Origin of the sequence: Rhodococcus sp. NPDC079359, assembly GCF_040702585.1 — a bacterium.
Classification (GTDB): Bacteria; Actinomycetota; Actinomycetes; order Mycobacteriales; family Mycobacteriaceae; genus Rhodococcoides.
On the sequence record NZ_JBFBLH010000003.1, the window covers coordinates 544,620 to 567,922 of the forward strand.

At 63.2% G+C, this 23,303-nt stretch carries 23 protein-coding genes; 9 read left to right on the top strand and 14 right to left on the bottom strand.

The window, feature by feature from the left end; translation table 11 throughout:
• Positions 1-14 precede the first annotated feature (14 nt).
• The 10 genes from AB0362_RS10915 to AB0362_RS10960 all read right to left on the bottom strand — a co-directional run bounded on the left by AB0362_RS10915 (position 15) and on the right by AB0362_RS10960 (position 10,801).
• Positions 15-1,514 (bottom strand): MFS transporter, encoded by a 1,500-nt coding sequence (locus AB0362_RS10915; protein ID WP_366235587.1) that lies wholly within the window; start codon positions 1,512-1,514, stop codon positions 15-17.
• Entirely contained in the window at positions 1,511-2,344 is an 834-nt protein-coding gene (locus tag AB0362_RS10920) for an MBL fold metallo-hydrolase (protein WP_366235588.1), read from the bottom strand. The genes AB0362_RS10915 and AB0362_RS10920 overlap by 4 nt, the downstream gene beginning before the upstream one ends.
• A 142-nt stretch (positions 2,345-2,486) precedes the next feature.
• Positions 2,487-3,092 (bottom strand): TetR/AcrR family transcriptional regulator, encoded by a 606-nt coding sequence (locus tag AB0362_RS10925; RefSeq protein WP_366235589.1) that lies wholly within the window; start codon positions 3,090-3,092, stop codon positions 2,487-2,489.
• 92 nt (positions 3,093-3,184) lie between these two features.
• Positions 3,185-4,324 (bottom strand): thiolase, encoded by a 1,140-nt coding sequence (locus AB0362_RS10930; RefSeq protein WP_366235590.1) that lies wholly within the window; start codon positions 4,322-4,324, stop codon positions 3,185-3,187.
• Entirely contained in the window at positions 4,321-4,785 is a 465-nt protein-coding gene (locus AB0362_RS10935) for a Zn-ribbon domain-containing OB-fold protein (RefSeq protein WP_366235591.1), read from the bottom strand. Before AB0362_RS10935 ends, AB0362_RS10930 begins: the two co-directional genes overlap by 4 nt.
• A gap of 52 nt (positions 4,786-4,837) precedes the next feature.
• Positions 4,838-5,647: an acyl-CoA thioesterase domain-containing protein gene (locus AB0362_RS10940; RefSeq protein WP_366235592.1), complete on the bottom strand. Its 810-nt coding sequence runs from the start codon at positions 5,645-5,647 to the stop codon at positions 4,838-4,840.
• Entirely contained in the window at positions 5,644-6,489 is an 846-nt protein-coding gene (locus AB0362_RS10945) for a MaoC/PaaZ C-terminal domain-containing protein (RefSeq protein WP_366235593.1), read from the bottom strand. Before AB0362_RS10945 ends, AB0362_RS10940 begins: the two co-directional genes overlap by 4 nt.
• Positions 6,489-7,418 carry an SDR family oxidoreductase gene (locus tag AB0362_RS10950; protein WP_366235594.1) on the bottom strand — a complete coding sequence of 310 codons (930 nt, stop codon included), beginning with the start codon at positions 7,416-7,418 and terminating at the stop codon, positions 6,489-6,491. Before AB0362_RS10950 ends, AB0362_RS10945 begins: the two co-directional genes overlap by 1 nt.
• On the bottom strand, positions 7,415-9,577 hold the full coding sequence (locus AB0362_RS10955; protein ID WP_366235595.1) for an acetate--CoA ligase family protein: 2,163 nt from the start codon (positions 9,575-9,577) through the stop codon (positions 7,415-7,417). The genes AB0362_RS10950 and AB0362_RS10955 overlap by 4 nt, the downstream gene beginning before the upstream one ends.
• Positions 9,578-9,628: 51 nt before the next feature.
• On the bottom strand, positions 9,629-10,801 hold the full coding sequence (locus tag AB0362_RS10960; RefSeq protein WP_366235596.1) for an acyl-CoA dehydrogenase family protein: 1,173 nt from the start codon (positions 10,799-10,801) through the stop codon (positions 9,629-9,631).
• A 308-nt stretch (positions 10,802-11,109) separates the two neighbouring features.
• Here AB0362_RS10960 and AB0362_RS10965 point away from each other — a divergent pair, with 308 nt between their 5' ends.
• The 6 genes from AB0362_RS10965 (at position 11,110) to AB0362_RS10990 (ending at position 17,205) form a co-directional block, all read left to right on the top strand.
• A complete protein-coding gene (locus AB0362_RS10965) occupies positions 11,110-12,663 on the top strand; it encodes an ABC transporter substrate-binding protein (protein ID WP_366235597.1) in 1,554 nt (517 codons plus the stop codon).
• 33 nt (positions 12,664-12,696) lie between these two features.
• Complete coding sequence (locus AB0362_RS10970) at positions 12,697-13,641, top strand: ABC transporter permease (RefSeq protein WP_366235598.1); 945 nt, start codon at positions 12,697-12,699, stop codon at positions 13,639-13,641.
• A complete protein-coding gene (locus AB0362_RS10975; RefSeq protein WP_366235599.1) occupies positions 13,638-14,576 on the top strand; it encodes an ABC transporter permease in 939 nt (312 codons plus the stop codon). Before AB0362_RS10970 ends, AB0362_RS10975 begins: the two co-directional genes overlap by 4 nt.
• Positions 14,573-15,679 carry an ABC transporter ATP-binding protein gene (locus tag AB0362_RS10980; protein WP_366235600.1) on the top strand — a complete coding sequence of 369 codons (1,107 nt, stop codon included), beginning with the start codon at positions 14,573-14,575 and terminating at the stop codon, positions 15,677-15,679. The genes AB0362_RS10975 and AB0362_RS10980 overlap by 4 nt, the downstream gene beginning before the upstream one ends.
• Positions 15,676-16,704: an oligopeptide/dipeptide ABC transporter ATP-binding protein gene (locus AB0362_RS10985; protein ID WP_366235601.1), complete on the top strand. Its 1,029-nt coding sequence runs from the start codon at positions 15,676-15,678 to the stop codon at positions 16,702-16,704. Before AB0362_RS10980 ends, AB0362_RS10985 begins: the two co-directional genes overlap by 4 nt.
• 123 nt (positions 16,705-16,827) lie before the next feature.
• Positions 16,828-17,205, top strand: a complete 378-nt coding sequence (locus tag AB0362_RS10990) for an SHOCT domain-containing protein (RefSeq protein ID WP_094638721.1) — start codon at positions 16,828-16,830, stop codon at positions 17,203-17,205.
• On the opposite strand, the gene AB0362_RS10995 is transcribed toward AB0362_RS10990, so the two are convergent.
• A complete protein-coding gene (locus AB0362_RS10995; RefSeq protein WP_366235602.1) occupies positions 17,174-18,085 on the bottom strand; it encodes a LysR family transcriptional regulator in 912 nt (303 codons plus the stop codon). The genes AB0362_RS10990 and AB0362_RS10995 overlap by 32 nt on opposite strands.
• 72 nt (positions 18,086-18,157) lie before the next feature.
• Here AB0362_RS10995 and AB0362_RS11000 point away from each other — a divergent pair, with 72 nt between their 5' ends.
• The 3 genes from AB0362_RS11000 to AB0362_RS11010 all read left to right on the top strand — a co-directional run bounded on the left by AB0362_RS11000 (position 18,158) and on the right by AB0362_RS11010 (position 21,173).
• On the top strand, positions 18,158-19,054 hold the full coding sequence (locus AB0362_RS11000) for an EamA family transporter (RefSeq protein WP_366235603.1): 897 nt from the start codon (positions 18,158-18,160) through the stop codon (positions 19,052-19,054).
• A gap of 153 nt (positions 19,055-19,207) precedes the next feature.
• Positions 19,208-20,470, top strand: coding sequence for a Mur ligase family protein (locus AB0362_RS11005; protein WP_366235604.1), 1,263 nt, complete (start codon positions 19,208-19,210; stop codon positions 20,468-20,470).
• The gene (locus AB0362_RS11010) at positions 20,463-21,173 is read left to right on the top strand and encodes a type 1 glutamine amidotransferase (RefSeq protein ID WP_094687627.1); all 711 of its coding nucleotides are present in this window, start codon (positions 20,463-20,465) and stop codon (positions 21,171-21,173) included. Before AB0362_RS11005 ends, AB0362_RS11010 begins: the two co-directional genes overlap by 8 nt.
• Positions 21,174-21,342: 169 nt before the next feature.
• Here AB0362_RS11010 and AB0362_RS11015 read toward each other — a convergent pair whose 3' ends face one another.
• From AB0362_RS11015 to AB0362_RS11025, 3 genes are all read right to left on the bottom strand, one after another.
• Entirely contained in the window at positions 21,343-22,212 is an 870-nt protein-coding gene (locus AB0362_RS11015) for a type IV toxin-antitoxin system AbiEi family antitoxin domain-containing protein (protein WP_366235605.1), read from the bottom strand.
• Between the two features lie 126 nt (positions 22,213-22,338).
• Positions 22,339-22,947, bottom strand: a complete 609-nt coding sequence (recR, locus tag AB0362_RS11020; RefSeq protein ID WP_032379989.1) for a recombination mediator RecR — start codon at positions 22,945-22,947, stop codon at positions 22,339-22,341.
• Positions 22,948-22,950: 3 nt separating this feature from the next.
• Positions 22,951-23,262, bottom strand: coding sequence for a YbaB/EbfC family nucleoid-associated protein (locus AB0362_RS11025; protein ID WP_217901102.1), 312 nt, complete (start codon positions 23,260-23,262; stop codon positions 22,951-22,953).
• Between the last annotated feature and the right edge of the window lie 41 nt (positions 23,263-23,303).

The following is a 23,303-nucleotide window of genomic DNA, read 5'->3' on the forward strand; positions in this document are numbered from 1 at the left end:
AACAGTCCACGATGTCACCGCTGCTCGGCCGTTCTGGAGTGTCTGGCTGCGATGGAGACGACCACCGTGAGGGACGCGATGACGATCATCGCGCCGAGGGTGCGGCCGTATCCGGTGAGTAGCTGATCCACCGCGGCTTCCGACACGTCACTGACGGTTCCAGCGAACACGAATTTGCGCAGTTCGAGGGGCATGGCGCTGGTCACCACCGACAGGATCACCGCTGTCCCGACCACGAACCCACTGGTCTGCAGCAGTAGCCGCATGGCGTTGGCGATGCCGAGTCGTTCGTCGGGTAGATCACGCATCAGGGCCGTCGCGTTCGAGGGCATGAACAACCCGGATCCGAATCCTGCGAGTGCGAGCCCGGTCAGGACGACTGCCGAGTGCATCCGACCCGTCGTCGAAACCAGAAGTATCAGCAGTGCCAGCACCGTCAGGATGTTTCCGGCGACGGACAGTGACGACGCAGAGATCTTCCGCTGCAGCGGCCCCGAGCCGAGTGACGCGACCAGGGCCGCGACGGCCACGGGCAGCACCATCAGTCCGGCTTCGAGGGGGCTGGCTCCCGATACGGCTTGAAAGTACAGCGCGAACAGCAGCACTATCCCGCTCTGGGAAATCGAGTTCATGAAGGAGGCAAGGAGTCCGAATCCGAAGGGCCAGTGCTTGAACAGCGCGACGTCGATGAGCGGGTCGGGAACACGTCGCTCGAACCACAGAAACAGCGGCACCACCACGACGGCCACCGCCAGACCGCCCACCACCAGCGGGTGCGACCAACCCAGTGACGTGGCTTGGGACAGTGCGGCCAGACCACTGGTCAACGCCACGAGAATCATGGCGTTGCCTCGCAGGTCGAGCGAATAGCCCTTCGCACCATCGCGCGGGGGAGATTTCAGCGCGATGGCACCCCAGACGAGGCACAGAATCCCGATCGGAACGTTGAACCAGAATACCCAGCGCCAACCCGCTTGCTGCGCAATCAATCCACCCAACGTCGGGCCGCACAACTGCGCGATGGAGAACGACGCGAGGTAGATACCCATCCCTTCCCCGAGTCTGTGACGAGGGAAGGCCGCGGTCACCAGCGCTGCACTGTTGGTGAGCAACATGGCACCTCCTGCGGCCTGCAACACGCGAAAAGCCACGAGCCACCAGGCATTCGGAGCCAGACCGCACAGAATGCTGCCGGTGGTGTACAAGCCGAGACCGGTGAGATACATGGTTCGACGGCCGAACATGTCGGCCATTCGTCCGAACGCAACCAGCAACACGGTATTGGTCAACAGGTACGCGAGCAGGATCCAACTGGCGGCCACACTGCTGGCGTCGAAATGGCGAACGACCGTCGGTAACGCAACGTTGAGTGCACTGCCCGACATCCCGGACACCATGCTGGCGAACGCAACCACCGACAGCGTTCGCCACGCATCGCGCATCGCCTGGCGCTCGGACCGCGGATCCGACTCCGTCTGCGCCCCGGCGCATTCCGTATCGGAGCGAGCCGTCATCGCCTGCGACCCGAATCCGTCACGGACGAGCCGAAGCCCGAGTCGAGGAATACGACCATGGACTCGACGGACGAGTGTGCAGCTTTCAACACGTCCGGGTGCTCGATGTGCCGGTACATGGCGGTGACCAAATCCTCGATCTCCGTCGTACCCGAATCACGCAGGGCGGCAACCTGTTCGATACGGCGCCGTCGCGCGGCAAGTCGATACAGTGCCGCGGCCTCCAGATCCTCGATCACCGGACCGTGCCCCGGGAGTCCGACCACCGATCCACCGTGACCGATGTCGGCCAACATGCGCAGACTCTCGATCATGTCCGACAGCAACGCCGGATGAACGACCGGCGACCCGGCACCGAGCAGGGTGTCGCCGGTCAGCACCACGTCGTCGTCCGGCAAACTCAGACACACCGAATCCCTGGTGTGACCGGGCGTGCCCAGGACACGGGCCGTCACGCTCCCTGCCAACACAATTCGTTGCAGGTGCTCGATCGGAGTTCGCCCGAACACCGCCCGCTGCGCCAGCACCCTTGCCTTCGTCCGCTCGGCGAGCGCGTGCGCCCCGTCCGCGTGATCGTTGTGTCCATGCGTCAGCACGATGTCCGTCACCGTCCGATGACCCGCCGCGGCGACGATCGAATCCAGGTGTTCGGCATCCGCCGGGCCAGGATCGATCACCGCGCACTCCATGGCATCGCGCGAACCGATCAACCACGTATTGGTGCCCTCGAACGTCCACGCCCCGGCGTTGGGAGCCAGCAGTCGCTCGACACGGGGTGCAACCCGAACGGCGACACCAGGCAGCGGTATCGCCCCACTCGATTCAGACATACGCGCCCTCTCTAGAAGCAACTTCTAGAATCGTACTCTCTAATTGGACCGCGGAACGACCGAAACGGCAGGATACTGAAGCTACGAAGCCCAAAAAGCCCGGTGCGCAACGAAACTGCGCACCGGGCCGGCAGGTTGAACTCTACTCGGAGGCGATCTTTCGGATCAGGCCACACATGATGTCGGCGACGACGCCCGCTTGCTTCTTCGTCCGACAGTTCAGAATGACCTCGCGGGACGATTCGACGATGATGTCGGTCAAGACCCCGACGGTAATACGCTGCGCACTGTCGTCACCGGGGCCGAGCAGCGCAGAGTTCTGCCTGATCCACTCGATACGGTTGTCCCTCCGTAGCTTCTCGAACCCGGGCGGACCGTCGTTGTCCACGAAGACCAACGCAACCTCGCGACGCTGCCAACTCCCATTGAGGAACGCGCGTGCGCCGACACAGAACAGGTCGAGAGGATCCGTGGTTCCGCCCCTACGCTCGGCGATGACCGACGCCCTGACCTGTTCGAGGTGTGCCGTGTTGTGGCGGTCCCACAACGCGGTGAACAGCTCGGATTTGCCGCCGAAGTGGTGGTAGAGACTGCCCGTACTCGATCCGGCCCGTTCGACGATGTCGGAGATGCTGGCATTGACGAAACCCGCCTCGGCGAAGACCTCCTGTGCCGCATCGAGAAGCTTGCGCTGGGTCTCGCCGGTCTTGCTCCACTGCCACGTCGTCGAACCGGCCCGTTCGCTCATGATCCCCACCAATCCTCTTCTACTTCACCCACCCGAAGGTAAAGCGTAATTCTAGAATTGGAGCCGGGTCAAGCCGAACCTGCGCGCCGCCGTCAGGCCGCCGCGCCGAGGATGAGCGTGGAGCCGGCCGCGAACATTCCACCGTTGCCCTGAACCAAGCTGGTCTGTACGCCTTTCACCTGCGCCGGAGCCGTTCCTCGTAGTTGACGAACCGACTCCATGATGGCGAACATGCCGTACATCCCGGTGTGTGTATAGGACAGTCCGCCGCCGTTGGTGTTCATCGGCAGTGCGCCACCCGGCGATGTGTGCCCCGCCCGGACGAACTCGCCTGCCTCTCCCCTCCCGACGAAACCCAAGTCCTCCAGGCCGTACAACGGCAGGTGCGCGAACGCGTCGTAGATCATCAGATGGTCGATGTCGGCGGGCGTCATCTGTGCCGCACGGAACGCATCGGCACCCGAATTCTTGAATCCCTTGAAGGTGGTGAAATCCTCCATCATCGAAATCCCTGAGGCTTCGTACCCCTCGCCGGTGCCGAGAACACGAACCGCCGCAACGTCGAGATCCTTCGCCCGTTCCTCGGTGGTCAGCACCAGAGCGCCACCACCGTCGGTGACCAAGCAGCACTCGAGGAGGTGGAACGGCCACGCGATGACCGGAGAGTTCTGCACATCGTCGACCGTTATCGGGTCGCGAAACTTGGCCCGTGGATTCATCGCGGCCCACGTCCGTTGCGCCACGGCCACATCGGCGAGATGCCGCGCCTGCGTTCCGGTCTCCTTCATGAAGCGGAGGAACGGGACGGTGAATCTACTCGGTGGCCCGGTCACGCCGTAGGGAGCCTCGAACTGTCCGACGACCGAGGCCGGATCGGGGGTGTAGCGAGGCGCACCGACCTGTGATCGACCGGACTCACCGTGTGTGATCAGCACGACGGAGCAGTGCCCGGCTTCGAGTGCCGCCACTGCGTGCCGAACATGAGTGAGGAACGATGTTCCTCCGACGCTGGTGGTATCCACCCAACGTGGTTCGATCCCCAGACTGTGCGCGACCGAAATCGGTCCCGGCATCGACACGCCCGCGACACCGTCTACCTCACTCTTGTCGATTCCGCAGTCCTGCAAAGCATTACGAGCAGATTCGGTGTGCAGTCTCATCGTCGAATGATTCGGCAGAGTTCCGATCTCGTCGGTTTCCGCCGCTCCGACGATGACCACCCCGCCGCTCATGCCGATTCTCCCGCGGGCGCGAACACGGGAACCCACATCTCACCGCGCGGATCGAACTGCACGGTCAACTCCATATCCAGCGGCAGATTCTCCGGAAGCGGTTCGACGCCCACGATATTGGTCATCATGCGCGGGCCCTCCTCGAGCTGAACGACCGCTACGACATACGGACCGTCGTTCTCGAATCCAGGCCCCGGTCGATGTTCGATCACGTAGGAGTACAAGGTGGCACGGCCCGAGCAGTCGATCCACTCGACGACGTCCGAGCTGCATGCCGGGCAGAAGCCCCGGGGGTAGAAGTACACGTGGGAGCACGCCCGGCAGCGCTGGACGGACAGACGCCCGTCCGCGGCCGCGTCCCAGTAGGGTCTCGTTTCCGGGGTGGGTGCCGGTGCCATCTTCGCGCGTGGTCGCTTGACCCTCTCGGCCTTGCCTCGGATTTCTTCGATCGTTCCGGTCATGATCGGTCGCTCGATTCTGTCGTCGAATTCTTGTGTCGTGCAGAAGTTGTGCTCAATAGGGAGGTGCAGCGGATGCCGCCGACCCGATGCGTCCGGCAGTGTCGTGCAGGGCGCACACCGAGACCGCCACACCGCCGCTCTGAACGTGGTCGAGGTTCTCGAAGCCGACCCACGGGCCCACCGGCAGTCGACTGCAGTAGAGGGTCACGTCCGCGTTGATGTACGCCAATCGGTCCTTGCCCATGTTCGTGAAGGGACTGACCCAGTCCGCTGCAGCGGCCAACGTCCCGAACGGGGTGTCTCGGTGGCCCTCGAGTAGCTCGCACGTCTCGCGGAACCACGAGAAGCGACGACCACCGACCGACTGTTCGACGCGTCGGACCTCTCCGAAGTGCTTCGGTGCCACCCGAGGCGGTGGGCCGGTCACCTCAGGGGACGGAGCAGCGTAGTACTCGGGTACCCACGCGACGTCAGGGCCCGGCGCGCCGGACCTCAGGATCTGTACGGTCGCCAGCGCGACCGGCACATCACCCGACCGCACGGTCACCTCCACCACGATCAACCGCTTACCCTCTCGGCGGACCACGGTGTCGATCGTCAACGGCGACATGGGTATCGGCCTGAACAGATCGGTGGTCATCCGTGCGGGATGCAGATCGGCCCCCAGATGCCGTCGTTCGACCTCGCGTGCCATCAAGCCCGACACCAGTCGGCCGTGAACGAGATTCTCGGACCACGGACTGCGCGCATGAATCCGGGGGACGAATGCAACGCCGTCGGATTCGAAGAAGGCCTCGCCCGCCGAGAACGATTCGGATTCTCTCGACACGGTCTCGTCGGCCCGCACCGATGCCTCGATCATCGGATTGCCACGGTTCCGCGGTCGATCACCGTCGTGCCGTCCTCGAGCGAGGTTCGAAAACGGATTCCGTCCGCGGTGTCCCACAGCGAGACCGTCACGTCCTGACCGGGGTAGACGGGACGGGTGAACCGGCCCGCCATCGACCGAAGCCGCGTGGGGTCCGATCCGCACAGTTCGTGCAACAGCGCCCGTCCGGTGACACCGTAGGTGCAGAGTCCGTGCAGGATCGGGCGTGCAAAGCCCGCCCTTGCAGCAAACTTCGGGTCGGAGTGCAACGGGTTTCTGTCGCCTGACAGTCGATACAGCAGAGCCTGTTCCGGACGGGTGGAATACGTCACCTGCGAGTCGGGGGCCGTATCGGGCATCGGTGCCGCCGATGTCGACGACCCTCGACGGCCACTGCCTCCCTCCCCGGTGATGAACACCGAGGAGCGCGATGTCGCGAGGACTCCGCCGGTTTGCGCGTCGAGAGCCTCGGCGTCGCTGACCACCAGGGCCCCCGAACCCTTGTCCTCGATTGCGGTCACAGTGGACGTGACGTCGACACAACCCTCCACCGGGAGGGTTCCGAAGAGCTCGAAGGCCTGTTCGGCGTGAACCAGCTTGGCCGGATCGAAGTCACCGAGCCTGCGACCCGACGGGGCCTGGGTGGCCAGCACGGCGAAGGTCGGAAGCACCAACTGCTCGATGTCGGCCGAATTCTCGGTCGTGAATGCCAGTTCGTCCAACGCCGAGTCCTGACCTGCTCCTACACCTATCGCATACAGGAGTGCGTCTTTCGACGTCCAGGCCTTGCGACTCGGCGGGCTCGGTACGCCGATGACGCCGTGATCGAGTGTCATCAGGGCACCTGCTCCGGGACGCGCCCGTTCATGGCGGCATTTCCCGCCGCCTCGGACACCAGGCGAGGAATCACCTCGCCGAGCTCACCCGGTGCCCACTTGGCACCTTTGTCCATCTCGGGCCCGGACTTCCAGCCCTCGGCGACACTGATCCATCCCCCTCGCACATTGAACACCCGTCCGGTGACGCTCCGTGACTCGTCACTGCCCAGCCAGACCACGAGGGGTGAGATGTTCTCCGGCGCAGCCGCATCGAACTCACCCTGCGCGGGAACCGAACGCGAAAGGTTGCCGTTCAAGTTCTCGGTCATTCGGGTCAGTGCGGCCGGTGCGACGGCGTTGACCGTCACGCCGTACCGGGCCAACTCCATTGATGCGATGATCGACAGGCTGGCGATGCCCGCCTTCGCGGCACCGTAGTTTCCCTGTCCGATATTGCCGTAGATCCCCGACGACGACGTCGTGTTGATCACCCGTGCGTCCACTACGGATCCGGACTTATGTTGTGTCTTCCAATGATTCGAGGCGTGATGCAGCGTCAGGAACGTGCCTCGTAGGTGCACTCTGATGACGTCGTCCCATTCTGCGACAGTCATGTTCGTGATCATGCGATCGCGCAAAATGCCGGCGTTGTTCACCAGTACGTGCAGGTCCCCGTAATGCTCGATGGTGCTCTCGATCAGCCGTCGTGCGCCGTCGTCGTCGGAGACATCGGACCCGTCCACGCGAGCCTGTCCACCGGCGGCACGAATCGTTTCCACGACCTCGCCGGCCGGCCCCTCGGCGCTACCGGATCCATCGACCTCCGCACCGATGTCGTTCACGACGACCGACGCGCCTTCCCTCGCGAATTCGATCGCGTGAGCGCGGCCTATTCCGCGGCCGGCTCCGGTTACCACGACCACGCGGCCGTCGCACAATCCCGTCATGACACTTCCTCCGTCTCGCTACTCGTCTCCGACCACGTGATCAGCGCATCGAGCGCCTCGCACTCGCCGCCGCGAACCATCAGTGGATTGATCTCCAACGCCTGCAGTCGATCTCCGAGTCGGTAGGCGAAGTCGCCGATCTCGGCCACGCACGTCGCGAGCGCGTCGATATCCACCGGTTCGGAACCCCGGGTCCCGCGCAGAAGGGCGATTCCGCGCAGGCTTTCTATCGCATCTCGAACGTCTGCCACGCTGACCGGCAACACCCGAATCGCTGCGTCCGCCAACACCTCGACCCACACACCGCCCAGACCCACGGCCAGGGTCAGGCCCCACACCGGATCGCGGACCACGCCGACCAGCACCTCCAGGCCGTTCGACGGCCGCTGCGGCTGTATCAGCGCCGCAGCCCCGGTGGCACCTACATCGGCGAGCGTGGCGAGCACCGAGTCGTAGGCCTCTGCCACATCGTCCGCCGATCGTAGATCGAGGCGAACACCGCCGATGTCGCTCTTGTGACCGAGTCCGTCGGCCACCGCCTTGAGGACCACCGGATACCCGTACGCGGCTGCGCGCTCCTGCGCCTCTTCCATGGAGCCGACCAGACTCGAAGGGACCACCGGTATTCCGTTGCGGGAGAGCAATTCCGAGGATCGATGCTCGGTCCAGATCCCGGTCGGCTCGGTCTCGAAGTCCACCGGTGCCACAAAAGGATCGAGCTCTTCCGGCGTCGCAGACGCGGCGGCGCGAAGCGCAGACCACCGAACCGCGTTGCCCAGCGCGGTCAAGCCGTGTTCGATCCCACCGACAACGTGCGGGAACTCGACGGCGTCGGCGACCGAGCGTCCATACTCCGTCACGTCGGTCAGTACTGTGCTCAGCACCACGGTAGGTACGTCGGTCTCGCGGATGTTACGAGCGGACTCCCCGTAGGCAGTCATCGTCAGCGACGGATCGGCGGCCGGTACCCGAGGCAGTTCCGAGAGCAGAACTGCGAAGTCCACATTGGGGTCCTGAGCCACCACGGCGAGCGAGCGGCGCATCAACGTGCGATCGATGACAACGTAACCGGTCACGTCGAGTGGGTTCTGCACCGTCGCGAATGCAGGGACGATCTCACCGAGCTTGACGATGGTCTCCTCCGAGAACCCGGGCAGCACCAGTCCTTCGTCCTCCGCGCGATCGGCGATGATCTCGGAGGCACCTCCGGACGGCGTCACCACTCCGATTCGTGGGCCCGGCAGACCACCTCCGAGGCTCGCCATGAGACCGGCGGTGGTGATCAGGTCCTCGAGCGAACGGACCCGGATGACGCCCATCTGCTCGAAAGCAGCGTCGATGACGGCGTTGTCACCCACCAACGCTCCCGTATGAGCGAGAGCGGCGCGGGCACCGAGAACACTGCGCCCGATCTTCAACGCGACGATCGGCTTTCCGGCATGCAACGCACGCAGTGCGATTCGCCGGAATTCGACCGGGTCGCGAACGGACTCCAGGAACAAGGCGATGACCGCGGTGTTCGGATCGTCGACCAGGTAGTTCATGACGTCGGTGACCGACATCAGCGATTCGTTTCCCATCGCTGTCAGGAAACTCACCCCGATGTTCCGTGACTGCGCGAACTGCAGCACCGAACTCGCCAACGCACCGCTCTGCAGCACGAAGCCGACTGTTCCTTCGATCAGCGGTCGACCGATCGGCAGACCGTACGGAGTGATGTTCTCGGCCGCATTGATGAAGCCGTTCCCGTTCGGGCCGAGTACGGTCAATCCACTCGATCGAGCGAAATCGATGATCTCGTCTTCCATCTGCTGCCCGACAGGACCGGTCTCGCCGAATCCGGCAGTGAGGATGACCGCGGCCCGCACGCCGATCTCCACGGCCGCACGCAGGGTCGGCAACACCACGGTGGTGGGAACCATCACGAAGATCAGGTCCACCACCTCGGGCAGGCCGGAGATCGCGTCGAACGTCCTCTCTCCGTGCACGATCGGGCTGGTCGGATTGACGAGATAGACGCTTCCCCCGAAACCGGAGTCCTTGATGTTCTGATAAGTGTTGAGCGACCACGGTGACTTGTCCGTGGCTCCGATCAGCGCGATGGACCGGGGTTCGAACAGTGCGCGTAGGTCCATGCCCTGAACTGTCGCTTTGGTCATGAAGAATCCTGTCTTCGAGTGACTACGAGTTGTGAGCCAGCATGTCTGTGGTCAGTGTCCGAAGCCGTCGGAATTGACATATCCCTTGATCAGATTTCGAGCGATGGTTCGACGCTGGATCTCGTCGGTGCCCTCGAAGATTCGGAGCAGGCGCAATTCGCGGTACCAGCGCTCGATCGGGAGTTCCTTCGTGTAGCCCATTCCGCCGTGGATCTGCAGTACTCGGTCGACGACGTTGTTGGCCATGATGCTGCCGTGCAACTTCGCGACCGAGGAGACGTGACGGGCGTCGACGCCCTGCGAGACCGCCCAGGCCGCCCGTAGCGTCAGCAACTTGGTCGACTCGATCTCCACATGGGAGTCCGCGATCTGCCACTGAATGGCTTGGTATTCGGCGATGGGATGGCCCATGGACACTCGGTTCTTGGAATGTTCGATCGCCATGTCCAACAGCCGCTCGGCAGAGCCGATCGCACGGGCGGGGATCATGTACCGCCCCTGACCGATCCAACTCATAGCGAGATCGAAGCCCTTTCCCACCTCGCCGAGAACATTGCTCTCGGGTACCCGTACGTCCACGAAGGACAGCGCAGCAGGACCCCACTGACCCATGGTGGGGATGGGAGTCGATGTCCACCCCATGTCGCGGTCGACGATGAAGCACGTGACGCCGCCGTTGGCCCCCTTCTCCTTGTCTGTCACCGCGAAGACCATGACGAAATCGGCTTCGTTGCCGCCGGTGATGAAAATCTTCTCACCGTTGATGACCCAGTCCGATCCGTTCTTGACCGCACGAGTCTTGATGCTGCGGGCATCGGATCCGGCACCGGGCTCGGTGATGGCGAAGCAGGATCGGCGCTCACCGGCGATCGTCGGGATCAGGTATCTCTGCTTCTGCTCTTCGTTGGCACCGTAGAGAATGTTGTCGGCCGAGCCACCGAAGGAGAACGGTACGAAGGTGCGGCCGGCCTCCGCAGCGATGATTGCGCTCATGACGGGGCCGAGATTGGCGCCACCATATTCCTCCGGGGTGTTGATTCCCCAGAATCCCGACTTCTTGGCCTTCTCCCGCAGTGCTTTGACCTCACCGTCGGGCAAACCGGGTCGGCCCTCTCGTTCGTTCCTGAGTACCTCGTTCTCCAAGGGGAAAACTTCCTTCTCCAGGAATGCACGCACGGACTTGCGCATCAATTCTTCTTCTTCGTTCAGGGCGAAATCGACCATGTCCTGACTTCCTTTCGATCGGTGGTGAAGACGCGTGCAGCGCATCCAGAATGTGATTCTAGAACTGAAATCTAGCAAATCGTGACCGACGTGCACCGCGATTGTCAAGACCCCCGTGTCCGGTTCATACCAATTCGGCCGAACCCTTGACAGTCCTGATGTTTTAGAACATCCTTCTAGAAATCGCCTGTCACACAGGCACCGACCACCAGTGAAGTCTCGACGGCCCACCCTCCCAGTCGATCTGGGAACGCTGCGGCTTCGCCACCCGACCGGGACGTGGTCCGCTGCATCGAATTGGAGGGCCAATGCCGGCCAGGCCGCTGTTCACCGTCGCAGTCTCGATTCTCACCGTCTGCCTACTCGGCACCGGCTGCGCGGGAATCGACCAACGAACGTTCGATCCGAATGCCTTGGATCGCGAGGCCGAAGTCGTCTACGGACAGATCGTGGTGCCCAGCAGCCTGGACCCGCATCGTGGAGTCACCGAAAACGACCTACCACTGCTCGCGGTCATCTACGATCGAATCACCGACGTGGACACCGACGGCAACCCGATTCCGATGCTCGCCGAGAGCTGGTCGCTCGACGAGTCAGGTAAGACGTTCACGCTCGTAATGCGCTCGGATGCAACATTTTCCGATGGGACCCCTGTCGACGCACCGGCGGTCAAGGCCAACTTCGATCGGATCCTGACCGACCCGCAATCGACGATCAGGGGACAGATCGCCACGACGATCGGTTCGGTGGACGTACTCGACTCACGCACCGTTCGACTCAATCTGGTCGGACCGGGTGGAGCGCTCCCCACGCTGCTCGCCTCTCGTCCGGGAATGCTCGTGTCGCCGGCCGCACTGGCCAACCCGGACCTCGATCAAAATCCCGTCGGTGCCGGAGCATTCACAATGACCCGCTCCATCCCGGGAACTGCGTACTACTTCGAGCGCCGACCGGACTATTGGGACGACGACGCGTACCGATTCAGCAATCTGACCTTTCTCATCCAACTCGATACCGCTACTCGGATGAACTCGCTGCAGGCAGGCGAGTCCACGATGACCGGTGTAGTGGGTCCGCAGAAGGACGAAGCCGCGGCCGGCGGACTTCAAGTGTTCACCTCCTCCGGCGCGAGTACCAGCATGGCTCGAATTTCTCTGAATACCGAACGGAGCGAATTCGCCAAGAAACAAGTACGTCAGGCGATGAACCTCGCGATCGATCGTGAAGCGATATCGAGGGTGCTGTATTCGGGCGATTGCATCCCCGGGGCTCAGCCGTATCCCGAGGGGTACTTTGCGCACAGCGACGAATTGGACGATTCCGGTTGGTCGTCGTACGACCCCGACCGCGCCCGAGAGCTACTCGCCGAGGCCGGACTGCCGAACGGGTTCACCTTCACCGCAGCCGTTCCCAGCCTGTCGATCTACCAGAACAATGCGCAGGTCGTCCAGCAGAACCTCGCCGATGTCGGCATCGATATGCGTATCGAAGTAATGGATGCGACACAGGCGAGGGCGCGCTTCGTCACCGGCGACGCAGACGCTTTGGTCGGTCAGTACGGCGGCGGCACCGACCCCGGCCTCTACGTACAGTCCGCCTACATGCAGGGGGGTGGCGACAACCCCGGCAACCTCTCGACACCCGAGATGGCCGAGTTGTTCGCCGAAACAGCCCGCTCCACGGAGGTCGACGAACGCTCTGAAGCGTATGCAGACCTCCTCGCCGAGGCATTTGACATGGGGCCCGCCCAGATCGTTCTGTGCCACTCCGTCGCGTCGGTTGCTACACAGGGAAATCTCGCCAACTACGAGTTCTACAAAACAGGTGGAACCGGCCTACGAACACTCGACATCAGCAAGTAGCTGTGCCGCGTACGAAGAAGAGGTGATCGAATTGTGTTGATTTTCATGGTCAAACGAATTCTTGCGGCCATTCCCGTCCTGTTCATCGTCACGATCCTGAGCTTTTCGATGATTCATCTGATCCCCGGCGATGCGGCGGTGGTCGCGGCGGGCGATGCAGCCACCGCCGAACAGATAGCAGCCACCAGGAGCCAACTCGGTCTCGACGAGAACATCGTCGTGCAGTACTTCGGCTGGATCGGCAACCTGATGACCGGCGATCTGGGCACCTCGTTGCTGAGCAGCCACCGAAATATCGATGCAATTCTGGAAGCACTTCCGGTCACATTGTCGCTGGCCTTCGTTGCGTTGTCCTGGTCGCTCGTCGTCGGCGTCCTCGCAGGCGTGTTTGCTGGACTACGCAGAGGCACCTGGATCGATCGAACGCTGACCGGCCTGACGACACTCGGCATTTCGATGCCGAGCTTCTGGCTCGGCCTGTTGTTCGTGACCTTCTTCTCGCTGCAGCTCCGACTCTTCCCCGCCACCGGGTACTCCCCGCTGAGCGAGGGTTTCGTCGCCTGGTTCGCGCATCTCGCCCTGCCCGCCTTCGCTCTGGGAACCGTCACCGCCGCTGAGATCGCCCGCCAGGCTCGCGCCGGGGTGATAGACGTCCTCGAGCGGGACTACATCCGAACGGCGACGGCCAAGGGACTACCGCGGTGGAAAGTGGTCGTCAAACACACCTCCAAGAACGCCGCCATACCGGTCGTCACCGTCTTCGGGCTGCAGGCCGCCGCACTCGTCGGCGGTGCCGTCATCATCGAGCAGGTCTTCGGAATGCCTGGATTGGGTTCCGTAGCGCTCAAGGCGATTCTGGAACGAGATTTCCCGGTTATCCAAGCATTCGTCGTGGTCATCACGTTGTTCGTGCTGTTGATAAATCTAGCCGTGGACATCTCCTACGCGTACTTCAACCCGAAAGTCAGGCAGGCATGACCATCAGTCGTTCGGTACCGCGCGTTGCACCGGGTGTCCGTAGAACAGTCGGCGCACCGATCGGCGCAGTGCGCTCCAATCCTGCGCCACCGTCTCCCGGACGGGTGTTCATCCGTCGAATCCTCAAGTCCCGCACCAACGTGGTCTGCCTGGTATTTCTCGGACTACTGGCGGTTGTGGCCGTAGCTGCACCGTGGATCGCACCCTACGATCCTGCCTACCAAAAGTTGGCCTCGGCATTTCTGCCGTTGTTCTCGGACAATCACCTACTCGGAACGGATCAGCTCGGCCGAGACACCCTCAGTCGACTCGTCTACGCGACACAGATTTCACTGGTTGCTCCGCTGATCGCGGTCGGATTCGCAGCGCTCACCGGTTTGCCTCTCGGCCTACTGGCCGGATACCTCGGCGGTAAATTCGACTGGATCGCCGGACGGGTGGCCGACGCCCTCATTGCGCTACCGGCTCTGGTTCTCGCTCTCGCGATCATCGCGATCTTCGGACCCGGTCTGACCAACGCAATGCTGGCGGTGGGAGCGGCCACCGCGCCTCGCCTGTTTCGCGTAGTACGCGGTGCTGCGATGAACGTCCGGGAAGAGACCTACATCGAGGCGAGCAAGGTGGTCGGATGTTCTACTTCGAGAACGGTTCTGGTCCACGTACTGCCCAACGTCCGGTCTCCCCTCCTGGTGCAACTCACCCTGATGTTGTCCTTGGCATTGCTCGCCGAGGCAGGGCTGAGTTTCCTCGGACTCGGCGTGCAACCACCTACCGCCAGTTGGGGCTCGATGCTGCGCGGTGCGTTCGACAACAGATTTCAGAGTCCATGGATGGTGGTGCCGCCCGGGCTTGCCATCATGCTGACGATTCTGTCCCTCAACATGCTCGGTGACGGAATTCGCGACGCCGTCGGACAGGAACGGAGAAAGGCATGACCGCACTCGATATCGAGCATGAACGACCAGAGACCGACAGCCTGCTCTCGATCCAGGGTCTTCAGGTCGAGTTTCGCACCGAGAACGGCTGGACCCCCGTTGTTCTCGGTGGCCAGCTAGATCTCGGGCGCGGCGGAACACGGGCCTTGGTCGGCGAATCCGGTTCGGGGAAGACTGTCACCGCCCTGTCGATCCTCGGACTGCTACCAGCGCACAACAGTCGAATAACGCACGGCCACATCGACTTCTGCGGCGAGGACCTTCTGACCAAGTCCGAACGACAGATGCGCGCAATCCGCGGCCGCGAGATCGCCATGATCTTTCAAGAACCGATGACGAGTCTGAACCCGGTGTTCACCGTCGGCGAGCAGATCGCCGAGACCGTACGTACCCACTTCGGCAAGTCCAGAAAGCAAGCCTGGAATCGGGCGGTGGAAGTGCTGGACCTCGTGGGAATACCCGCAGCGGCCAAAAGGGCGAAGGACTACCCACACAGCTTCAGCGGCGGCATGCGCCAGCGAGCGATGATCGCGATGTCGATCGCATGCGACCCGAAGCTTCTCATTGCCGACGAACCGACCACCGCCCTCGACGTCACGGTCCAGGCCGGCATCCTGCAATTGCTCCGCAGGCTGCAGGAAGATCTGGGAACCGCAGTACTGCTCGTTACGCATGACCTCGGCGTCGTCGCCGACTTCTGCGATGAGGTCACCGTTATGTACGCGGGCGAGCCGGTCGAAATCGCACACGCTGGCGACCTATTCTCTCGACCTCTACACCCCTATACGGCCGCACTGCTCGAATCACTGCCCCAACGCATCGAGCCCGGAAACGACCTCGTTGCGATCCCCGGAATGGTACCCAGGCCCGAGAACATGCCACCCGGTTGCCGGTTCAGCCCACGGTGCACCTATTCCGTTCCAGGACTCTGCGATGCGGACCACCCAGCACTCGTGACAGGGGACGACGAGCGGAGCACCCGGTGCATCCGTGTCGTCGACGGCACCGTGACGACACTGGTGCCCGAGATTCCTAGCACCCAGGCAGACACGTCCGCGGCGAGAACCACCATGGTCGAGGCGGAGAGAAAGGGTCGGATATGACCATCACCGAAAAGCCGATACTGTTGGATGTCGTCGGGTTGTCGAAGTCGTTCGTTCGCTCCCGCGATCTCCTCGGTAGGCCCCGCGAGACGGTCCAGGCAGTTCGCGACATCAGTCTCACTGTAAGGCAGGGAGAAACGCTGGGAATAGTCGGCGAGTCGGGATCGGGAAAATCCACGCTGGGCCGATCCATCCTGAGGCTGGAGAAGCCCGAACGCGGCAAGATCATCTATGGCGGCGACGACCTCCTGACTCTCGGTCGAAGTGCGATGCGGAAGAAGCGCCGAGATCTACAGATGATCTTTCAGGATCCGTTCGCCTCACTCGACCCCAGTAAGACGGTGGGTACCTCCATTTCCGAACCGCTTCGGATATACGATCACGTCGATCGATCCACATGCGAAGCGAAAGTTGCCGACCTGTTGTCGAAGGTGGGCCTGCGCAGCGATTTCGCTGCCAGATACCCCGCTGAAATGTCCGGCGGCCAGCGCCAAAGGGTGGCCATAGCCCGAGCCCTGGCACTGGATCCCAAGATGATCATCGCCGACGAGGCGGTCTCGGCTCTCGACGTGTCGACCCAGTCCGAAGTGATCAATCTTCTGGTGCACCTGACCGAGGAATTCGATCTGACGTGCATATTCATCTCCCACAACCTCAGCGTAGTTCGACACATCAGCGATCGAATTGCCGTGATGTACCTGGGGCGTGTAGTCGAAATAGGTTCCGCTGCAAAGGTGTACGAGCGTCCATCACACCCGTACACGAAAGCGCTACTGTCAGCCATCCCGGTCCCCGACCCCTCGATCCAACGGGCACGCCCCAGAACCATCCTCGAGGGTGACTCCCCCGATCCGGCGCACCCACCCACTGGATGCGCCTTCGTCTCGAGATGTCCCTACGCGGTGGAGCTGTGCCGAGAAGTGGAGCCGCTGCTCGAGGAACACGCCGACGGTTCCATGGCTGCCTGCCACCTCGTCGATTCCATCGAATCGCTACCGGAAACGACCGCGTCGAATCGACACTGATCGGCCGAACGTCCGCCCATTCATCACGAATGGGCGGCTTTTCGCTGCTGATCCGCGGCCGGATGCTACGCCCCGTGCGACAATGATTTCGCTGTCGGGGCACACAAGGAATGGAAGTTCGCCATGGATTCTTTCTGGGATTTTCTCTGGCTTCTCATCGTCGGTTTCGCATTCGTGGCTTACCTCATGGTGATGCTGTCGATCATCGGAGACCTCTTCCGAAACCACAAAGCATCCGGGCTCGTGAAAGCCGCGTGGGTGCTCTTCCTCATCATCGCGCCGTTCTTCACCGCGCTGATCTACCTCATCGTGAACGGCGGCAACATGGCCGAGCGCCAGGTTGCCGCCCTGCAGCACGCCAAGGACCAGCAGGAGAACTACATCAAAGAAGTGGCCGGTCGGTCCGCATCGGAGGAGATCGCACACGCAAAGACGTTGCTGGACAACGGAACCATCGATCAGGACGAATTCAGGACGCTGAAGGCCAAAGCTCTGTCCTGAGGTCTGCCTCCGCCCGGAACGCATCGAGCACGGCAGCGATCGCCGGTAGGCGTCGAGCGTCGGGCCTGGTCGCAAGTTCGTAGATGCGCCCGGCCCGAACGCCCGACAGTTCTCGACGCACCAGACCGGGATGCACCACGGCGTATCGCGGCATCAGTGCCACGCCGTGACCGGCCGCCACCAACACCTCGGTGACGCGAAAATCGTTCACCCGCTGAACCACTCGGGGCTCGACGCCAGTGGCAGCGGCTACCGAGAGCAGCACGTCGTCGACCGGGAATCCGCCGCGAACACTGATCCACCGTTCGTCGACCAGGTCCCTGAGGTCTATCGATTCGTGTTGCGCCAGGCCATGACCGGGCGGGAGCACCAGATCGATCGGCTCACGCATCAGTGTCGTCACTTCGATGCGCGGGCCTGCGGTCGACGGGGCCCGCTCGTCGCGGTGGGTGAGCACCACGTCGTAGTCGGCCAACAGTTCCGGCACCGAGGATGCAGGCAGGTCCTCGTCGCGTGCCTCGATGTCGACGTCCGAGTTCCCCAATCGCGTCAGCACCCCGGGCAGCAGCAGGGCAGCACCGGACGGGAACAGCGCGACTCGGACGCGTCCCCGCGGGGACGCACGGTACCGATCCATCTCGGCTGTAGCGCGGGCGACCGCAGCGAGCACCTCGTCGGTGCGCAGCACCAGAGCGCGTCCCGCATCGGTCAGCCGGAGCCGACGACCGTCCGGTTCGAGGAGCGTCACACCCGCTTCTCTGGCCAGCAGCTTGAGTTGCTGGGATACCGCCGAGGCGGTCGTCGACATCGCGTCGGCCACCGCTGCGACAGTTCCACGGTCGGCGAGTTCCGCGAGGATCCGCAACCGCTCGACATTCATGCAGTAAATCTTAACTGTTGATGCGGATATATTCGATTGTGCTGATCATTTGCAGCGGACACGATGGACGCCATGACCACTCGCGACCGCCTCCTCGGATTGACCGTCGCCGTGCTGTGGGGACTGAACTTCCTCGCCATTCGCGTCGGACTCGATCATTTTCCGCCGTTCTTCTTCGGCGCGTTGCGCTTCCTGGTGATCGCCATCCCGGTCGTCCTGTTCGTCCCCAGACCGAAAGTGCCGCTGAAGTGGTTGCTGCTCTACGGCTTCGGGTTCGGATTTCTGCAGTTCGCATTTCTGTTCGCGGCGATGGCAGCAGGCATGCCCACCGGATTGGCGTCACTCGTGCTGCAGTCGTCCGCCCCGTTCACCGTTGTTCTCGGCGCTGTTCTGCTGCGCGAACACGTCTCTCGCAGACAGGCGATCGGCATCGCGGTCGCCGTCCTCGGAATGGTCCTGATCGGATGGGACCGCGCCCAGAACGCCTCCCTGCTCCCGGTGATCCTCACCCTCCTCGCCGGCCTCGGGTGGGCGTTCGGCAATCTGGGAAACCGACTCGCCAAGTCCGATTCGCCGATGACGCTGATGCTGTGGATGACCGTCGTTCCGCCGCTGCCGATGCTGGCGCTGTCCGCGATCTTCGAGGGCCCGAGCACCGGCTGGCATGCGCTGGCGGACTCGTTCGGTCCTCAGGGCTGGCCCGGGTTGGTCGCGTTGGCCTACATCGTGATTCCCGCCACCATCGTCGGCAGCGGTCTCTGGAGCATCCTGATGAGCCGCAACCCTGCCGGACTGGTCGCGCCGTTCTCGCTGCTGGTTCCCGTTGTCGGAATCGCCGGTGCCTGGATATTCCTGGGCGAGAACCCGTCCGTGCTCGCACTGATCGGTGGCGTCGTCGTGATCGGCGGATGCCTCGGCGGCATGGCCGTGCGACGGTCGGTCGAAGTTCGGGAGAAAGCACCGGTGTGAGAGGCGGGAGTGGAGCCTGCGGAACGACCCGGGGGTAGCGGGAGTGGAGCCTGCGGAACGACCCGGGGGTAGCGGGAGTGGAGCCTGCGGAATGACCGAGGGGTAGAAACCGCCGACGTGAAACTGCACGCTCTTCTGTGCCAGACTCGGCGGATGGTTGAAGTGGGTGAGCGCAGACGTATCGGTGCACGTGGCCGTGTGGCACTGCGCGCGGCGGAGCTGGCGACCTGGGCGTCTCGCAAAGCGGGTCGAGGTAAGGGCTCGATGATCGGCGGACTCGTCGCCCTGAAGATCGATCCGAACATCCTCGGTGGGCTCGGGCGCGGACGACGCACCGTCATCGTCACCGGCACCAACGGCAAGTCCACCACCACGCGTATGACGGCCGCTGCCCTGGCCACCCTGGGCGATGTCGCCACCCAGGCCGACGGCGCGAACATGGACGCCGGCATCGTCGCGGCCCTGCACGCACACTTCGATGCCGAACTGGCGGCTCTCGAGGTCGACGAACTGCACGTCCCCCATGTGTCCGACGAGGTGGAACCGGCGGCCATCGTGTTGCTCAACCTCAGTCGCGATCAGCTCGACCGCGTGGGCGAGATCAACATGATCGAACGCAAACTGCGCGCCGGACTGGCCCGGCATCCCGAGACCGTCGTCATCGCCAACTGCGACGACGTCCTCGTCACCTCGGCAGCATTCGACGCACCGAACGTCGTCTGGGTCGCAGCCGGCGGTGGATGGGCTGGTGATTCGGTCAGCTGCCCGCGCACGGGCGAACCCATCCTGTGGGAGGGCGAGCACTGGTACAGCACCGGCAGCGACTTCAAGCGCCCGACGCCTGATTGGTGGCTCGACGACGAGAATCTCTACGGGCCCGAAGGACTCGTCCTGCCGATGACGTTGTCGCTGCCAGGAAAAGCCAACCGCGGCAACGCAGCTCAGGCCGTAGCCGCCGCAGTGACCCTCGGCGCGAGCGCGGAAGATGCCGTCGCCGCCGCGTCGAGCGTCGACGAAGTCGCCGGACGCTACTCCACCATCCAGTACGGATCCCATTCCGTCCGAATGCTTCTCGCGAAGAACCCTGCCGGCTGGCAGGAGGCGCTGTCGATGATCGACCCCACCTGCGATGGCCTCGTCATCGCCGTCAACGGGCAGGTACCCGACGGTGAAGACCTGTCGTGGCTGTGGGATGTCCGCTTCGAGCATTTCGAGAACGTCGCCGTCGTCGCCGCCGGTGAGCGCGCGACCGACCTCGGAGTTCGCCTGCTGTACGCGGGCTCGCAGCACACCACCATCGCAGATCCGTTGCAGGCCATCGCGTCCTGTCCGCCGGGGCGCGTCGAAGTGCTTGCCAATTACACTGCGTTCCGCGACCTCGGGCGCGCGCTGGCACGTGAGGTGAAGAATGTCTGAGTCCACCGTCCGCATCGGTCTGGTCCTGCCCGATGTGATGGGCACCTACGGCGACAACGGCAACGCGCTCATTCTTCGTCAGCGGCTTCGGATGCGAGACATCGACGCCGAGGTCGTGCAGATCACCCTCAGCGATCCGGTCCCCGATTCACTCGACGTGTACACCCTTGGTGGAGCCGAGGATTCGGCTCAACGCCTGGCGACGCGTCACCTCACCCGATACCCCGGACTACAGAACGCCGCTGCCCGCGGAGCGCCCGTGCTCGCCATCTGCGCCGCGATCCAGGTCCTCGGCCACTGGTACGAAACCTCTGCCGGCGAACGCGTCGACGGCATCTCGCTCTTCGACGTCACCACCGCACCGCAGGCGACGCGTTCGATCGGTGAAGTCGTCACCGAACCCGCGCTCGAAGGACTCACTCAGAAGCTCACCGGTTTCGAGAACCACCGCGGCGGAACGACTCTCGGCCTGGATGCGTCCCCGTTGGCCAAGGTCACCCACGGTGTCGGCAACGGTGTCGGCGACGGACGCGAAGGCGTCGTGCAGGGTTCGGTGATCGGCACGTACATGCACGGCCCGGTACTCGCCCGGAACCCGGAATTGGCGGACTATCTACTGGAGCGGGCATTGGGCACCACTCTCGCTCCCCTCGAGCTTGCCGAGGTTGCGCAGCTTCGCAAGGAGCGGCTGCGCCGCACGTGAACGAAAACTCGTAGCCCACTACGAATTTCCACTCACAAGGCGCAACGTTCGCACGGATACGACGCGTCGGTCCAACCCTCTCTGACCAGCACCTCACGGACCTCTCGGTACACACCGCACGGGTCGTCCGTCACTTCGTGCCAGCCGTACATCAACCGCGGCAGGTTCCTCAGCTCCGCAGCATTGTCACGTCTGCGATCGCGAAATCGCCGCTGCTTGGCAGAGTGGAAGGCCTGGCCGTCCAGCCTGACGATGAGGTCGCAGATCTGGTAGCGAATGTCCTCGAAAAGCTTTCGGCCGTCAACGAATACCGGGCCTGCCGCTGCCCGACCGGCAGACCGTGTACCTGCTCGACGTCGAGTACGTAACGGTGTTCGAGTGCAGAATGGACTCCGTCGCGCATGAGAGCCAGCGTGTGCAGAATCGGTTTGAGGTAGCGCATCGGTCGCCGGACTTCGACCTTGCTCGTCATGGCCGCGACGTTCACGCCACCCGAAGACATCGCCGAGACCAATGTGATCGTCGCTTGCCTCGACGTCGGCTCTGCGACAACGAGATCGAGGACCGTATCGACGGTGCTCGTTCGCGCCGGATTCGTCTCGGCACCGATGTGTCCCATGGCTCGGGAACGGTGGACCACTACCCCGGGATGGATTTGTTCGTTGCTTTCCGAGGTGAAGTTCTGCTTGGCGTGCCTCATCGTCGGCGGCTTGCTGGTGGCCGAGCATCCGTACGGAACGGTGACGTGAACCGGGCCTGCCCCAGGCCGAACCCACCCCCATTCCTCCGCGGCGGTGGTGTGACTGAGCAACGCTCCCCGCCCTGAGTACAGCAGCACTGCAGACAATTGCATCTCACGAGTCAGCGGCCCATTGGTCACCGAGACGACTCCACGAAACACTCTCAGCCACTGCCCGGTTTCCACGTAGTGGTTGATCGAATCCTTGTTGACGCCGAAAGCATGCATCTGTTTCGTCGTGATGATTCCGTGCTGCTCGTCCAATAATCGCTGCCAGGTACCCGCTGGTCTTGTCCTCATGGACCTCAGGATGGCCGGTTTCCGGCGCCCACGTCAGAATCTATCCACAGGCTGTGCACAACTCCGGGTCGTGAGTGGAAACTCGACCCCTGCTACGAGGTTTCGTGCACGTGCGGCGAAGCCGCTCTACATACGCCGGCGCCCGGTCAGAGCGCGGCCCAGCGTCAGTTCGTCGGCAAATTCGAGGTCTCCGCCCATGGGCAGGCCGGAGGCGAGGCGGGTAATGGCCAGGCCGGGGAAGTCGCGCATCATGCGCACCAGATACGTGGCAGTGGCTTCGCCCTCGGTGTTGGGGTCGGTGGCGATGATGACTTCGGTGACGTCCACTCCGTCGTCCTGGGTTCCGACGCGAGTCAACAACTCTCGGATGCGGAGCTGATCCGGCCCCACTCCGTTCAGTGGATCGAGTGCCCCACCGAGCACGTGGTAGCGGCCCTTGAACTCTCGCGTACGTTCCACTGCCTGAACATCTTTGGGTTCTTCGACGACGCAGATCATGGATCTGTCACGACGTGAGTCCGCGCAGATTCGACACAGTTCCTTGTCCGAGACCGTGCCGCAGACGATGCAGAACTGAACGCCGTCGCGAATGCGCTGCAGCGCGCGCATGAGCCGATCCACCTCGGGAGGTTCGACGCCCAGGAGGTGAAAAGCTATGCGCTGAGCGCTCTTCGGACCGACCCCGGGAAACTTGCCGAGTTCGTCGATCAGATCCTGAACCGGACCTTCGTACACCGCCTAGAACCCGGGCAGGCCGGGCATGCCACCGAGACCACCAGCGAGGGGGCCCATCTTCTCGCTCGCGACGGCCTGAGCCGCGCGAGACGCATCGGCGATCGCGCCGATCACCAGGTCCTGCAACGTCTCGACGTCGCTCGGGTCGACGACCTTGGGGTCGATGGTCAGTCCGACCACCTCACCGGTTCCCTTGACGGTGGCGACCACGAGGCCACCGCCCGCCTGGCCGGTCACTTCGGTCTCCGCGATCTCCGCCTGCGCCGCCATCAGCTGCTGCTGCATCTGCTGGGCCTGCTGCAGGATCGATGCCATGTCGGGCTGTTCACCGGGTTGCACTGTGTCGTCCTCTCGCG